At 69.9% G+C, this 13,825-nt stretch carries 13 protein-coding genes; 7 read left to right on the plus strand and 6 right to left on the minus strand.

Features of this window, described 5'->3' with window-relative positions; genetic code table 11:
• Window positions 1-3: 3 nt before the first annotated feature.
• Window positions 4-804: a histidinol-phosphatase gene (gene hisN / locus SACMADRAFT_RS04360; protein WP_009152569.1), complete on the minus strand. Its 801-nt coding sequence runs from the start codon at window positions 802-804 to the stop codon at window positions 4-6.
• 9 nt (window positions 805-813) lie between these two features.
• Here hisN and SACMADRAFT_RS04365 point away from each other — a divergent pair, with 9 nt between their 5' ends.
• A complete protein-coding gene (locus SACMADRAFT_RS04365) occupies window positions 814-1,524 on the plus strand; it encodes a response regulator transcription factor (RefSeq protein WP_040925537.1) in 711 nt (236 codons plus the stop codon).
• Window positions 1,525-1,527: 3 nt separating this feature from the next.
• Window positions 1,528-2,811 carry an ATP-binding protein gene (locus tag SACMADRAFT_RS04370; RefSeq protein WP_009152571.1) on the plus strand — a complete coding sequence of 428 codons (1,284 nt, stop codon included), beginning with the start codon at window positions 1,528-1,530 and terminating at the stop codon, window positions 2,809-2,811.
• Here the strand turns inward: SACMADRAFT_RS04370 and SACMADRAFT_RS04375 are convergent.
• Window positions 2,808-3,347, minus strand: a complete 540-nt coding sequence (locus SACMADRAFT_RS04375) for a GtrA family protein (RefSeq protein WP_009152572.1) — start codon at window positions 3,345-3,347, stop codon at window positions 2,808-2,810. The genes SACMADRAFT_RS04370 and SACMADRAFT_RS04375 overlap by 4 nt on opposite strands.
• A 99-nt stretch (window positions 3,348-3,446) precedes the next feature.
• Window positions 3,447-5,540 (minus strand): sigma-70 family RNA polymerase sigma factor, encoded by a 2,094-nt coding sequence (locus tag SACMADRAFT_RS04380; protein ID WP_009152573.1) that lies wholly within the window; start codon window positions 5,538-5,540, stop codon window positions 3,447-3,449.
• 197 nt (window positions 5,541-5,737) lie between these two features.
• Between SACMADRAFT_RS04380 and SACMADRAFT_RS04385 the strand changes: the two genes are divergently transcribed.
• Genes SACMADRAFT_RS04385 through purE form a run of 3 tightly spaced genes read left to right on the plus strand, consistent with a single transcriptional unit; the run spans window position 5,738 to window position 8,741 of the window.
• Window positions 5,738-7,027, plus strand: a complete 1,290-nt coding sequence (locus tag SACMADRAFT_RS04385; RefSeq protein ID WP_009152574.1) for a glycosyltransferase 87 family protein — start codon at window positions 5,738-5,740, stop codon at window positions 7,025-7,027.
• 26 nt (window positions 7,028-7,053) lie between these two features.
• Window positions 7,054-8,247, plus strand: a complete 1,194-nt coding sequence (locus SACMADRAFT_RS04390; RefSeq protein WP_009152575.1) for a 5-(carboxyamino)imidazole ribonucleotide synthase — start codon at window positions 7,054-7,056, stop codon at window positions 8,245-8,247.
• On the plus strand, window positions 8,208-8,741 hold the full coding sequence (gene purE, locus SACMADRAFT_RS04395) for a 5-(carboxyamino)imidazole ribonucleotide mutase (RefSeq protein ID WP_050998061.1): 534 nt from the start codon (window positions 8,208-8,210) through the stop codon (window positions 8,739-8,741). The genes SACMADRAFT_RS04390 and purE overlap by 40 nt, the downstream gene beginning before the upstream one ends.
• A 34-nt stretch (window positions 8,742-8,775) precedes the next feature.
• Here the strand turns inward: purE and SACMADRAFT_RS04400 are convergent, their stop codons facing one another.
• Window positions 8,776-10,422 carry a class I adenylate-forming enzyme family protein gene (locus SACMADRAFT_RS04400; RefSeq protein ID WP_157617191.1) on the minus strand — a complete coding sequence of 549 codons (1,647 nt, stop codon included), beginning with the start codon at window positions 10,420-10,422 and terminating at the stop codon, window positions 8,776-8,778.
• 106 nt (window positions 10,423-10,528) lie between these two features.
• On the opposite strand from SACMADRAFT_RS04400, the gene SACMADRAFT_RS04405 reads away from it, so the two are divergent.
• Window positions 10,529-11,689 carry an acyl-CoA dehydrogenase family protein gene (locus SACMADRAFT_RS04405; protein ID WP_009152578.1) on the plus strand — a complete coding sequence of 387 codons (1,161 nt, stop codon included), beginning with the start codon at window positions 10,529-10,531 and terminating at the stop codon, window positions 11,687-11,689.
• A 120-nt stretch (window positions 11,690-11,809) separates the two neighbouring features.
• Here the strand turns inward: SACMADRAFT_RS04405 and SACMADRAFT_RS04410 are convergent, their stop codons facing one another.
• On the minus strand, window positions 11,810-12,700 hold the full coding sequence (locus SACMADRAFT_RS04410; protein ID WP_009152579.1) for a YwqG family protein: 891 nt from the start codon (window positions 12,698-12,700) through the stop codon (window positions 11,810-11,812).
• Window positions 12,701-12,848: 148 nt separating this feature from the next.
• A complete protein-coding gene (locus SACMADRAFT_RS04415; RefSeq protein WP_009152580.1) occupies window positions 12,849-13,205 on the minus strand; it encodes a YrdB family protein in 357 nt (118 codons plus the stop codon).
• 81 nt (window positions 13,206-13,286) lie between these two features.
• On the opposite strand from SACMADRAFT_RS04415, the gene SACMADRAFT_RS04420 reads away from it, so the two are divergent.
• Entirely contained in the window at window positions 13,287-13,775 is a 489-nt protein-coding gene (locus tag SACMADRAFT_RS04420) for a GNAT family N-acetyltransferase (protein ID WP_009152581.1), read from the plus strand.
• Window positions 13,776-13,825: the final 50 nt, after the last annotated feature.

Consider the following 13,825-nt stretch of genomic DNA (forward strand, 5'->3'; position numbering starts at 1 on the left):
GGATCAGCCGGGTCGAGCGCCTGCGATCGTGGCGAGCGTGTCGTCGTGCAGCAGCCCGTTGGTCGACAGCGCCGAGCCGCCCTCGATGCGATCCCGCCCTGCCAGGTCGGTGAAGCGGCCGCCCGCCTCGGTGACGATCACTCGCACGGCGGCCACGTCCCACGGATTGACGATCGGCTCGACCGCCACGTCGATCGCGCCCTCCGCGACGAGGCAGTGCTGCCAGAAGTCGCCGAACGCCCTGCTCTCCCAGCAGGCGTCCACCAACGCGAGATAGGCGGCCCTGGAGTGGTGCCGCACCCATGAGCCGAGGTCGGTCGTCGACACGTAGGCGTCGGCCAGTGCCGACACCCGCGACACCGCGAGCCTGCGCTCACCGGAGGAGTCCCGCAGCCAGGCTCCGCCGCCCTCGCCCGCCCACCAGCGCCTGCCCAGCAGCGGCGCGCTGATCATGCCGACCACCGGGGTGCCGTTCTCGACCAGCGCGATCAGTGTCGCCCAAACCGGTGTTCCTCGCAGGAAGTTCTTGGTGCCGTCGATGGGGTCCAGCACCCACACCCGGCCCTGGTCACCAACGGCACCGCCGCGCTCCTCGCCCGCGACGTCGTCGCCGGGTCGCCGCCGCGCAAGCAGGTCGCGCACGGCGTCCTCCACAGCGGTGTCGGCGTCGGTGACCGGAGTGCGGTCGGGTTTGCTGCCGACAGCCAGGTCGAGGGCACGGAACCGGGCGGTGGTGATCGCGTCGGCGGTGTCGGCCAGCTCGCCCGCGAGCGTCAGATCAGAGGAGTAGCGGGACACGGTCACGATGTTTTCATGCGGTCGCGCCGTAAGGTTGGCGAGGTGAGCGTGGTCCTACTTGCCGAAGACGATCCGGCGATCGCGGAGCCGCTTTCCCGCGCGCTCGAGCGGGAAGGCTACGACGTCACGGTCGTCACGGACGGCCCGTCGGCGCTGGACGCGACTTCGCGTGAGCGGGTGGACCTGCTCGTACTCGACCTCGGCCTGCCAGGAATGGACGGCCTCGAGGTGTGCCGCAGGCTGCGGGCCACCGACGCCGGGCTGCCCGTGCTGATGCTGACGGCAAGAACCGACGAGGTCGACTTCGTCGTGGGGCTGGACGCCGGCGCGGACGACTACGTGGCCAAGCCGTTCCGGCTCGCCGAACTGCTGGCGCGCATTCGGGCGCTGCTGCGCCGAAGGGCCCCCGAGGTGCTCGAAGCGGGTGGTGTTCGCATGGACGTCGGCGCTCGCCTGGTGACGGTGGACGGCTGCGAGGTGCAACTCGCCAACAAGGAGTTCGAGTTGCTGCGCGTGCTGCTCGGCCGGGCGGGGCAGGTGGTGAGCAGGGAGGAGATCCTTTCGGAGGTCTGGAACGACCTGGAGTCGAAGACCTCGAAGACGTTGGACATGCACATGTCGTGGCTGCGTCGCAAGCTCGCGGGCGGCGACAACGGCGGCCGAAAGCCCGGCGAGGAGCGCATCGCCACGGTGCGCGGGCTCGGCTTCCGCTTCAACACCGAGTGAGTCATGCGGCGGCGAATCCTGCTCGCCATCCTGTTGGCCGTCGCGGTCACCGGGACCGCCCTCGGTATCCCGCTGGGCGTCACCGGCTGGCTGCTGGTCGGCAACCTGCAACGCGAGGAACTCGCGGCCAGCGCGCAGCGCATCGCGGCCATCCTGGACGACCAACTCGCCGACGACAGGCCGCTGAACCTGGACCCGGTGCGGGTCGCCGTGCCGAGGGACGGCCTGCTCACCGTGCACGGGGTCGCCACGAGCGAGCTGGTGTACGGCAGTTACCCGGGGTCCGACGTGGTGGTGGAAACCGTTCCGATCGCCAAGGACGGGATGGTGGAACTGGCGATCCCGGCAGGCCCGATGCGGGCACGGCAGACCCAGGTGGCGATGGCGGTCGTGCTGCTGGTGGTGCTTTCGGTCGGCTCCGGCACGGTGGTGGCCACGGTCACCGCCCGCAGGCTGGCCCGGCCGCTGCGCCACGTCGCCGACCGCGCCGCGCGACTGGGTGGAGGCGACTTCCGCGCCGACCCGCGCCGCTACGGGGTCGGCGAACTCGACATGGTCGCCGACGCTCTCGACGCGTCCGGTTCGGCCCTGGCTCAGCTCGTACAGCGGGAACGCCAACTCGTCGGCGACGTCTCCCACCAGTTGCGCAGCAGGCTGACCGCGCTGCAACTGCGGCTGGAGACGCTGACGGCCCATGACGATCCCGAGGTACGCGAGGACGCGCGAGCGGCACTTGAACAGGCCGACCGGCTGGCGACCGTACTCGACGAGCTGCTGGCCGCGGCGAGGGCAGCCAGCGAGGTCGGTGCCGAGCCGGTGGAACTGTCGGCACTGCTGTCGCAGATCGTCGAGGAGTGGCGCCCGCAGTTTCGCGCGTACGGGCGCACGCTGCGGGTACGTGGCGCCGACGCGCTGATGGCGAGGGCGACGCCCGCGCGGCTACGGGAAGTGGTCGGAGTGCTGCTGGACAACGCGTTGCGGCACGGCGGCGGCACCGTGACGGTCACCGCCAGGCGGGGGGACTCGGAAGGCACCGTGGTGGTTGAGGTGGCCGACGGCGGTCAGGGAGTGCCGGAGGAACTGGCCGCGCACGTGTTCGACCGCGGCGTCTCCGGCGGCGGCTCCACCGGTGTGGGACTCGCGCTCGCCCGTGCACTCGCCGAGGCCGACGGCGGCAGGCTGGAACTCTCGGTGAAGAAGCCCGCTACGTTCAGCCTGTTCCTGCGGGTGCCGACGCCCGCGGACGTCGGGGGAGTGAGCTGGCCACCCGAGCGGATGCCTCGCTAGGCACGCACTCGCCGTTCGTTGCCGACAGCGGCGTCCTCGCCACGCCGATCCCCCAACTCGTCGGGGAACACCCAACGCTTGAAACCCCAGAAGCGAAAGGCCATCGCCAGCAGCATGCCCAGCACCGACCCGCTCGCGAAGTCGGCGACCTCCTGCACGAGCAGTGACACGTGCGGCACCTCGAGGTTGAAGACGTTTCGTGAGGCGTACAGCGGGATCAGGTTCACCACCACGGCGACCCCGCTGACCAGGAAGAACAGCGCCGCCTCGTGAGGGCGTTCCCGGCCGCCGCGAGTGCGGAACGACCACTCCCGGTTGAGCACGTACGACACGATCGTGGCGATGATGATCGCGATGCCCTTCGCGGTCGTCGGCTTGGCCTCGAGCACCGTCAGCTTGAGCAGATACCAGATGCCGTTGTCGACCACGAACGTGGTGCCACCGACCACCGCGAACTTGAGCAACTCGCGGTGCTTGATGAGCACGGCGCGAAGCGGCTCAGGTACGTGGTCCAGCACGGATTCGACGACAGCCACGCCCGCAGTCTACGCAGTTGAGGTGTCCGCGTTGTCGCTACGGCAGTTGGCGAGGCGCTGTTCGGCCCGCGGGTCGTGCGGCGCCGGTATGCCTCGGCCTCACCCGCCGAGCAGGCCCTCCACCGGCCGCTGCCTGAGGACGGGCGGCAGCACCTCCCGCAGGTGCGGCGAAGGCCGGGGATCGGCGTCGCCGCTCGTCGGCTCCGGCGAGCGCGGACCGTCTGGTTCGGGCATCTCGTCCCGCGCGCAGTGGTCGTACCCGCAGCCGAATTCCACCGTCTTGACGACATGGGCACGTCCCACGGTCGCGGTTACGGTCAGTTCCAGCACGTGCCGCTGATCCCGGTACGGCACGTACAGCATCCGAAGCGACTCTCCCGGCCGCAGCGATCGGACGGTCGAGCAGCGCGGCTCGTCTCCGCCGTCGCAGTCCAGCCCGCCGCCGCGAGGAAACGCCAGGCCGGGCCGGTCGAACTCCACCCTTGCCTTGCGCGGGAACCTGCCGCCGTTTCGCACTTCCACCGACAGCGCCCTCGGCCGGTCACCGAGCAGCTTCCTGGTTTCGAGTTCCGCCACGTCGACCGTTCGTACGGTGAGTGGCACGCTGATCCCGGCCCGCCGCGCGGTTCCCAAGCCGAGCGAGCCTGTGATTCGCCCGGAACTCGCGTTGCCGTCGGCTCGCAGCCGCAGCCGGAACACCGCCGACTCGCCGGGTGCGAGACCGCCGCGCGCGCAGGTGAGCGTGCCCTTGCCTGCCGGGCAGTCGATGTCGTCACCCCCGGTGGGTGCCGAGCCTGCCTGCTCGCCCGCGGGCGAACCTCCGCCACCACCAGGTGCGACGGCGCTGATCCCGGTCGGCAACCGCAGCGTCAGCTTCACGTCACTGGAAGTGCTCTCGCCTTCGTTGTGCACGGTGAAGGGCAACTCCTCGGGTGCGCCGCCGGCTTCGAGAACGAGTTCGGGCACGTGCTCGCGCAGCACCACCCTGGCCGGACCGGGCGTGGGCCGCTCAGCGGGAGGCGAGGTGCTCGGCGCGGTAGGCGACGACGGTGCGCGGGTGGCGGGCAGCGACGGGATCAGCGGTGCGGACGTGGCTGGTGGAAGCAGGGGAGGGACGGGTCCCGGTTCGGGAAGCGGCTGTTGGCTACTGGGTGGGGTGGGGACCTGCGTGGCCGACGGTGGCCGTTGCGCCTGCGGTGGCGGCGCGACGCCGCCCGCCGTCAGCGCGATGGCGATCGCGGCCGCCATCGCCAGGCCGGAGCCGGCCACACCGACGAACTGGCGGGGGTTCGCGGGTGCGCCCCCGGCCGTGGTGCCCGCCGTGTCGCCGGGGGAGGTGGTGCCTGCGGTGGCAGCCTGCTGCGCCGCCACTCCCACGGCCGAACCCGCGCCCGCCGTCGCCAGGTAGTCGGCGACCAGGCCACCCAGCACCAGTGGCGCGACCACCGCACGCAGCGCGCTGTTGACGTCGGCCAGTTCGGCCGCGAGCGCCCTGCACCTTTGACACCGGTCAAGATGCGCTTCCACCTGCGCGCGTTCCCGCCTGGACAGCGCGTGCCTGGTCCATGCGCCGAGCCTGCTCACCGTCGCCCTGCACCGCGGCTGTTCGGTCTCGGCGAGGTGCGCCTGCAGATACGCCTGCCGCAGACCCTCCCTCGCGCGGTAGGCAAGCGCCGAGACGCCGTTGGGTGTGAGGCCGAGCAGCGGCGCCACCTCGGCAGGTGACTGCCGTTCGATCTCGGTGTGCCACAGCACCGTCTGCCAACGTTCGGGAAGCCTGGCGAACGCCTTCGCGGCCAGCGATCGTTCCAGCCCCCGCACCGCGGTGTCGGTGAAGGGGACCTTGAGCGCGTCGACGGCCTCCTCGACGCTGGTGATGTCGGCGGTGAGGTCGACGCGCCGGTCCTTGCGTGCTCGGTCGTAAGCGACGTGTCGCAGCGTGGTCAGCAGGTACGCCCGGAACGCGCTGTCCGGTCCCTTGCCCGCACGCAGCGCGTCGAGCACCTTCGCGAAAGCCTCCGACACCAGGTCGTCGGACTCCGTGGAAGACCGAGTCAACTGGCGCGCCAGGTTGTATGCCGCGGCCACGTGGCGCTCGTACAGCGTGCCGTACGCCTCGATCCTGCCCTCGCGCACCGATGCGATCAGCTCGGCATCGCTGCTGCCCTTGGGGTCCGGGAGGGCGGTCGACACGGCGCTCCTTCCTGCCTGTGCCCGGCTCGACAACCGTGCAGGCCAAGTGTGACGGACATCCCGGCGGTCAGCACCGGGCGGGTGCGTCACCAGCTGTGTACAGCGGGTAGTGCCGGGGTTGCCGCCGAAGTCGATGTCGTTTCGTGATTTCCTAGGTGCCGTGAGGCTGTCGATACCCGTCGGATTGTGAGGCGGCCATGCCGGTCACTCTGGAACCCGAGGTACGTGCCGCCCCGGATTCCGAGCTGTCGCTGAGGGATTCGCTCGGCAGGCTGTCCGTGCGGCCCCGCTCGGTGGCTCTGCTGCTCGCGCTTCCCTCGGTTTCGCTGCTGGCCGGTGTGCTGGGTTGGCTGCTCGACTGGCGGCTCGGTGTCGACAGTGCCGTCTACCGTGCGGGCGCGATCACCCTGCTGCACGGCGAACCGCTTTACAACGCCAACACGCTCGGACCCGAACCGTGGTGGGCGTTGCTGCCGTTCACCTACCCGCCGACCGCCGCGCTGCTGTTCGTGCCGCTGGCGGTGCTTCCGGTGCAGGTCGCGTGGGGCGTGGTCGCCGCGGTGTCGTTCCTCGCGCTGGCACTGGTGATCAGGGTGACGATCGCGTCGCTGCCGCTTCCCGGCGGCGAGGTAGGGCGCTGGACCTCTCCCGCACGGGCCACGTTGGTCTTCGGTGTGGTGTTCCTTGCGCTGGAACCGGTGTGGCGGACCGTGTTCCTCGGCCAGATCAACCTGATCCTGATGGCGTTGATCGTGCTCGACGTGCTGGTGATCTGCCGCAGGGACAGCCGATGGGGCGGGGTGCTGGTCGGTGTCGCCGCCGCAGTCAAACTCACTCCGTTGATCTTCATCCCGCACCTGCTGTTCACCGGCAGGCGAATGGAAGCGCTGCGCGCGCTCGGCACGTTCGTCGGACTGCAGGCGCTGCTTTTCGCGCTCGTGCCGGGTGACGCGACGCGGTTTTGGACCCACACCATCAGCGACCAGGGCCGCATCGGCCCGATGCACTGGGCGGGCAACCAGTCGCTGAACGGTCTCATCAACAGGCTGTCCGATCTCGCGCCGTGGTCCTCACCGGTGGCCCTCGCCGTCGGCGCCGCGCTCGCACCGCCCGCGGTGTGGTTGATGCTTCGGTTCCACCGCAGGGGAGAGCCGCTCGCCGCGCTGCTGGTCACGGCGTTCTACGGGCTGCTGGTGTCCCCGGTCTCGTGGTCGCACCACTGGGTGTGGGCGGTGCCGCTCATCGTGCTGCTGGTCTCCCAGCTGCCGCAGACGACGCCCGCGACGGCGTGGAAGCGGTGGGCAGGCGCGGGTGCGGTGATCGTCGTGTTCGTCAGCTGCGTGCTGCTGGTGCTACCCAACGGGCGCAACCTGGAACTGCATTGGGCGTTTTGGCAGTACGTGCTCGGCAGCGCCTACCTGCTGGTGCCACTGTGCCTTGCCGCCGTGCTCGGCCTGCGTTGGCTGTGGCGCAGGAAACGGGCGTGACCGCGCTCGATTAGGCTGAGCCCATCATGGACACCCGCACCGGACTTCCCGTCGTCGGCATGGTCGGCGGCGGTCAACTCGCCAGGATGACCCACCAGGCGGCCATCTCGCTCGGCCAGTCGCTGCGTGTGCTCGCGGCGGGCGAGCACGACTCGGCGGGCCTGGTGGCGGGCGAGGTGGTGTACGGTCACCACACCGACCTCGAAGCGCTGCGCTCGTTCGCCCGCGGTGTCGACGTCGTCACCTTCGACCACGAGCACGTGCCGGGGGAGCACCTGCTGACGCTGGCCAACGAGGGCTTCCAGCTGCGCCCCGGCCCCTACGCGCTGTCGTTCGCACAGGACAAGCTGCTGATGCGGGAGCGCCTCGCGGGTCTCGGTTTTCCCGGGCCGCCGTTCACGGAGGTCACCGGGGTCGAGGACGTACTGAAGTTCGCCGACGCGCGTGGCTGGCCGGTTGTGCTCAAGGCCGCCAGGGGCGGCTACGACGGCAAGGGCGTGTGGCCGCTGGACTCGCCGGACGATGCCCGCGGCCTGATACCCGAACTGCTCGAAGCGGGGACACCGCTGCTGGTCGAGACCAGGGTCACCATGCGGCGGGAGCTGTCCGCCCTGGTGGCGCGGTCGCCCTTCGGGCAGGGAGCGGCCTGGCCGGTGGTGGAGACGGTGCAGTCAGCAGGTATCAACACCGAGGTACTGGCGCCCGCTCCCGGGCTGACGGCCCGGCGCACCCAGGAGGCGCAGGACCTGGCGCTGCGCATCGCGGAGTCGCTCGACGTGGCGGGTGTGCTCGCCGTCGAGTTGTTCGAGACCGACGGCGGGTTGCTGGTGAACGAGCTGGCCATGCGGCCCCACAACTCGGGGCACTGGACGATGGACGGCTCGGCGACATCGCAGTTCGAGCAGCATCTACGTGCGGTGCTCGACTACCCACTCGGGGCGACGGAACTGCTGTCGCCCACCGTGATGGCCAATGTGCTCGGCGCTGCGACCCCGCCCGCGATGCGCCCTGACGAGCGGCTGCACCACCTCTTCGCACGGTTCCCGGACGTGCGGGTGCACCTGTACGGAAAGGGTGAGCGGCCGGGCCGCAAGCTGGGGCACGTGAACCTGCTCGGGGAGTTGACCCCGCGACTGCGCGAGAAGGCGCGGCTGGCGGCGCATTGGCTTTCCCACGCCGAATGGCTCGACGGCTACGAGATCCACCGAGGAGAGCGGTGACCGCACAGGTAGGCCTGATCATGGGCAGCGACTCCGACTGGCCGGTGCTCGAGGCGGCGGCACAGGCATTGCAGGAGTTCTCGGTGCCCTACGAGGTTGGCGTTTACTCCGCGCACCGGACGCCGCAACGGATGCTGGACTACGCGCGCTCGGCGGCGGGCAGGGGAATCAGGGTGATCATCGCGGGTGCGGGTGGAGCCGCGCACCTGCCGGGGATGGTCGCCTCGGCGACGCCGCTGCCCGTGATCGGCGTTCCTGTGCCGCTGAAGCACCTCGACGGGCTCGACTCGTTGCTGTCGATCGTGCAGATGCCAGCGGGAGTGCCGGTGGCCACGGTGTCGGTCGGCGGTGCGCGCAACGCGGGCCTGCTCGCCGTGCGGATGCTGGCCATGCACGACGAGGCCCTGCGCGAGCGGATGGAGCGGTTCCAGGCGGAGTTGGAGCAACTCGTACTCGACAAGGACGCCGCACTGCGCGCCCGGCTCGGCGAGTAGCGGCGGGGCGAACCGGACACCCCGCCGCCGCCGGTCACGTCAGTTGCGCGCGCAACTCGCGCTTGAGCACCTTGCCCGCCGCCGAGACCGGGATGGTGTCCACGAAATGCAGTTCCCGTAGCCGCTTGTACGGCACCACCTGGGTGTTCACCGCGTCGAGCAGTTGCTCGGCCGTCGCCTCGTCGTGGCCGGGAGCGCGCACGACGAAAGCCACGGGCAGCTCGCCGGTCTCCACCGTCTTCCTGCCCACCACCGCGGCCGATGCCACCTGGGGCAGTGCCATGAGCAGTTCCTCGAGTTCGCGGGGGTAGACGTTGTATCCCTTGTAGATCAGCATGTCCTTCTTGCGATCCACGATGGACAGGAAGCCGTCGTCGTCGATCACCCCGACGTCGCCGGTGTGCAGCCAGCCGTCCACCAGCACGGCAGCGGTCTCCTCCTGCCGGTTGTGGTAGCCGAGCATCACCTGCGGGCCCCGAACGCACACCTCTCCTGGTGTGTTCGGGGGAAGTTCCTCCTCGCCGCCCTCCGCGGGCACGATCTTGACCTCGGTGTCGAAGATGGGCACGCCGACCGACCCGACCTTCCTGGTGCCGGAGCGCCAACTCGGTGACAACGTCGCGCCCATCGTGACCTCGGTCAGCCCGTACCCCTCGGCGATCACGGCTTCGGGGACGAGCCGCTGCAGTGCCTTGATCATCTCGTGCGGCATCGGCGCCGCGCCCGACGTGATCGCGCGCACGGAGGACAGGTCGGCCTTGTGGAAGTCCTCGCACGCCAGCAACGCGGCGAACAACGCGGGCGCTCCGCTCATCGAGGTGACCCGCAGCCGCTGTGCGTCGGCCACATAGGACGGTGGGTCGAACCGGTCGTGTATGACGACGGTGCCGCCGCTGACCACGGCGACGTTGAGGCCGCCGATGGTGCCCATGGCGTGGAACCACGGGGTGAGGTTGATGCCGACGCCGGTGCCGAGCCGCACCGGCCACTCGTCCTCGCTGCCGATCTGGTCCAGCGTGGGGTTGCCGTCGCCGTCGAGCACGGGAACCGCTCCCGACCCCCAGCACGCGTACTGCAGCGTGTTGACGACCACGTTGCGATGCGGGATCCGCACCCCCTTCGACCGGCCGGTGGTGCCGCCGGTGTATGCCAGATGTGCCAGGCCGTCGATGTCGACGTCCACCCGGGGCACAGCCTGTCCGGCGGTCGCGAGGAACTCCTGGAAATCGAGTTGCCCCTCGTCGGTGGGCTGGACGACGATCACCAGTTCGACGCCGGTTCCGGCAAGCGCCGCGGCCACCGGCCCGAACGTGACGGCGGCCTTGGCCTCGCAGTCGGCGAGTTGCGCGGCGAGGTCACCGGGCGGCAGTAGCGGGTTCGCCGGGCTGAACGTAGCGCCTGCCAGCAGCGTGCCGTAGTAGGCGATGGGAAACGCCAGGCAGTTCGGCAGGTGCAGGGCGACCGTGTCGCCCTTGCCGACACCACGGTCGAGCAGCGCGTTGGCGAACCGGCACGCCGACTCCCACAGCTGGGAAAAGCTCAGCTTCTGCTCACCGTGCTGGAACGCGGTGCGGTCGCCGTAGCGCGCCGCCGCGCCCGCGAGCAGCGAGCCGACGGGGACCTCGGGGTAGTCGAGCGAGTTGGGCAACCCTGGTGGCGGCGACATCATTGTGGTCGGCATCACCCGACAGTAAGTAAGTTGCGGCCGAAGACACAAGGACTTCCGAGTAAACGCGCACTAACATGGGAGCCGAGCACAACGGCCTTTCTGCAGAAGGGTGGCGCCGGTGACCGACGGTCCAGGGCTCTATCAACTCGCCGAGGAGCACGAAGAACTGCGTGCGGCGGTGCGCGCGTTGGCGGAGAAGGAGATCGCCCCGCATGCCGCCGAGGTGGACGAGCAGGAGCGCTACCCGGTGGAGGCGCGCGACGCGCTGATCCGGGCCGGCTTCCATGCCGTGCACCTTCCCGAGGAGTTCGGAGGAGAGGGCGCCGACGCGATCGCGTCCTGCATCGTGATCGAGGAGGTCGCGAGGGTCGACGCGTCGGCCTCGCTGATCCCCGCTGTGAACAAGCTGGGCACGCAGCCGATCCTGCTGTCGGCCTCGGACGCGCTGAAGAAGCAGGTGCTGCCCTCCATCGCGGCGGGTGAGGCGATGGTGTCGTACGCGCTTTCGGAGCGCGAGGCGGGTTCCGACACCGCCTCCATGCGCACCCGGGCGCGGCTGGAGGGCGACACCTGGGTGCTCAACGGCACCAAGTGCTGGATCACCAACGCGGGCGAATCGAGCTGGTACACCGTGATGGCGGTCACCGACCCCGACGCCGAGAAGAAGGCGAACGGGATCTCGGCTTTCGTCGTCCACGCCGACGACCCCGGGTTCTCGGTCGGTCCCAAGGAACGCAAGCTCGGAATCAAGGGCTCGCCGACCAGGGAGATCTACTTCGAGAACTGCGCGATCCCCGCTGATCGCATCATCGGCGAGCCGGGGACCGGGCTCAAGACCGCGCTGCGCACCCTGGACCACACCCGCCCGACCATCGGCGCGCAGGCGCTCGGCATCGCGCAGGGCGCGCTGGACGCGGCGGTGGACTACGTCAAGGAGCGCAAGCAGTTCGGCCGGTCGATCGCCGAGTTCCAGGGCGTGCAGTTCATGCTCGCCGACATGGCTACCAAGATCGAGGCCGCCCGCCACCTCGTCTACGCCTCCGCCGCGGCCACCGAGCGCGGTGACGCGCGTGCCTCGTTCATGGCCAGCGCCGCGAAGTCCTACGCCTCCGACATCGCCATGGACGTCACCACCGACGCCGTGCAACTCTTCGGCGGGGCGGGCTACACCCGCGACTTCCCGGTGGAACGCATGATGCGCGACGCCAAGATCACCCAGATCTACGAGGGCACCAACCAGATCCAGCGCATGGTGATGGCGCGCAACCTGCTCAAGTAACCTCGCGAGTCCTGCGTTCGGGTCCGCGAGTGCCCCGCTCGCGCCCGCGAGTGCTGCGTTCGGGCCCGCGGGTGCTGCGCTCGGGCGTCCGGCTTCACGCGGCGAACCGCGCCTGCCCCGCTACTCCTGCCGAATGAACGAAGCTGCCCAGAACTTCCTCGCCGCAAGGTCCTCGGTACGGATGAGCCAGTACAGCCTGCCGAGGTCACTCACCGCCATCTCGGCTGTTCCGTCGAAGTCGATCTGTGCGAGCAGCGTCCACCTCGATGCTTCCCGGTTCACCGTGTCCGGGCTCGGCTCGCGATGGCCTGAACGAATGCCCAGGTCCGCCCGTGCCACATCGAGCTCCACGGCAACCTGCACGGGCAGCGCATGGCCTCCGAGTTGATGCCGGGGCGGCTGCGTCAACTCGTGCAACGCCCCGGTGAGGGCATCGCGGTTCGCCCAGTCAGCGGCGAATGCGTTGTCCGACTCGGACAGGTCGGCGCAGGCGGCACGGAAGTCAGGGTGGAGCCAGTCGGGGCCGGTCATCGTCGGCTTCGCGGTGAGCGGCACGAAGTCGTACGGAGCGATCTCCCCAGGGGTGGACCGTTCGGAGGCTGGCACGGTCGTTGGGGTGTAGATGACCCGCGATCCCCTGACCAGCGACTCGGGTTCCCACCCGCCGACCTTGCGCCAGAACTCGCGGCCACCAGGTGTGCCTGGCTCGTCGTCGAAAAAGAAGAAGTTCAGCGTGCCCGCGGTCGGGAGGGGCAGGTCGAGCACCGCTCGCGGTAGCCGGCCGCAATCTATCGATGCGACGAAGTTCAGCGGTCCCTGGCCCTCCCACACCGGCCACCCCATGCCTTCGGGCAGAACGGGGACGCCACCGAGTTGACCTACCTGCGTGTCATTCCCGTACGCGGGGCTCAGTCGCAGCGCAGGCCGGATCAATGCGATCCAGCGAGCCGCCACAGCAGGCGGGAGCAGTTTGCGAGCAGTCGCTACCAGACGAGCTTCACCCGTGCGCATGGACGGCGATTCTGTCAGCATGCCGCTGCGCTGAGTGCGCCCAGCACGCCGCCCGTACGGCCGAGCCAACCCGCGAGTCCCCCGCTCCTGCCCGCGAGTCCCCCGTTCCGGACTGCGAGTCCTGCGCTCCTGCCCGCGAGTCCTGCGCTCAGGGCGTGCCGAGCTTCGCTCGCGTGATCGTGACCGCGGCGGTGTTGAGGGCGACCAGAGCCGCGAAACCGATCGCAAGCGGTTGTGGGGCAACCACGCAAAGCGCCAGCGTCGCGGCGGCGAACACCGCTGCTTTGACGGCCAGCACGCCGGCCACCGGCAGCTGGAACCTGGCTCGTGGTGCGGCGAGCAGACCCCAGACCACGGCGGCGAGCACGGGCGAGCCAATGCCGAGTACCACCTTCAGCGGCAAGGACACTTCGACGGTGAAGCCCCAGTACCCCAGCGTGGCCAGCGCGGCGAGCTCAAGCAGGAAGGCCAGCAGCTCGTTGGCCCACCGCAACGCCTTTCCCACCCGGTGCAGCCTAGTCGTCCAGGGAGGGTCCGCGAGGAAAACCGCTGGCCACAGGTAGTCAGCGAGGTAAGGATACGGTGGGTGACAGATCTTGAGATCGTGGCGTCTGAGGTGCATAGCGCCCCAGCGAGGGCCATCTTGCGGGCCTACTTCGCCGATGTCGCCTCACGCTATTACCGGCGCGCCGCGACACCCGCGGAACTGGACACCGCGATGACCGAGGACCCCAGCGACGTCCTCTCGCCTCCGTCCGGAGTGTTCCTGCTCGCCCGGGAGGGAACGGACGCCGTCGGATGCGCCGGGGTGCGGCTGCTCGAACCGGGTGTCGCCGAGTTGAAGCGCATGTTCGTGCGGTCGGACCGTCGGGGAAGAGGTATTGGCGCGCGGCTGTTGTCCCGCGCGGAGGACAGCGCACGCGATCTCGGCGCGAACGTCGTGCGGCTCGACACCAGGCGCGATCTGGTCGAGGCACGCAGCCTCTACGCGCACCACGGCTACCGCGAGATCCCCGGATACAACGACGGTCCCTACGCCGAGTGCTGGTACGAGAGGCGCTTGGCTGACACCTGAGGCGCTGCGCCGACCGGGAGCGCGGAACTCGCGGGTGGGAGCGCAGAACT

The organism is Saccharomonospora marina XMU15, from assembly GCF_000244955.1.
In the GTDB taxonomy this organism is placed as follows: Bacteria; Actinomycetota; Actinomycetes; order Mycobacteriales; family Pseudonocardiaceae; genus Saccharomonospora_A; species Saccharomonospora_A marina.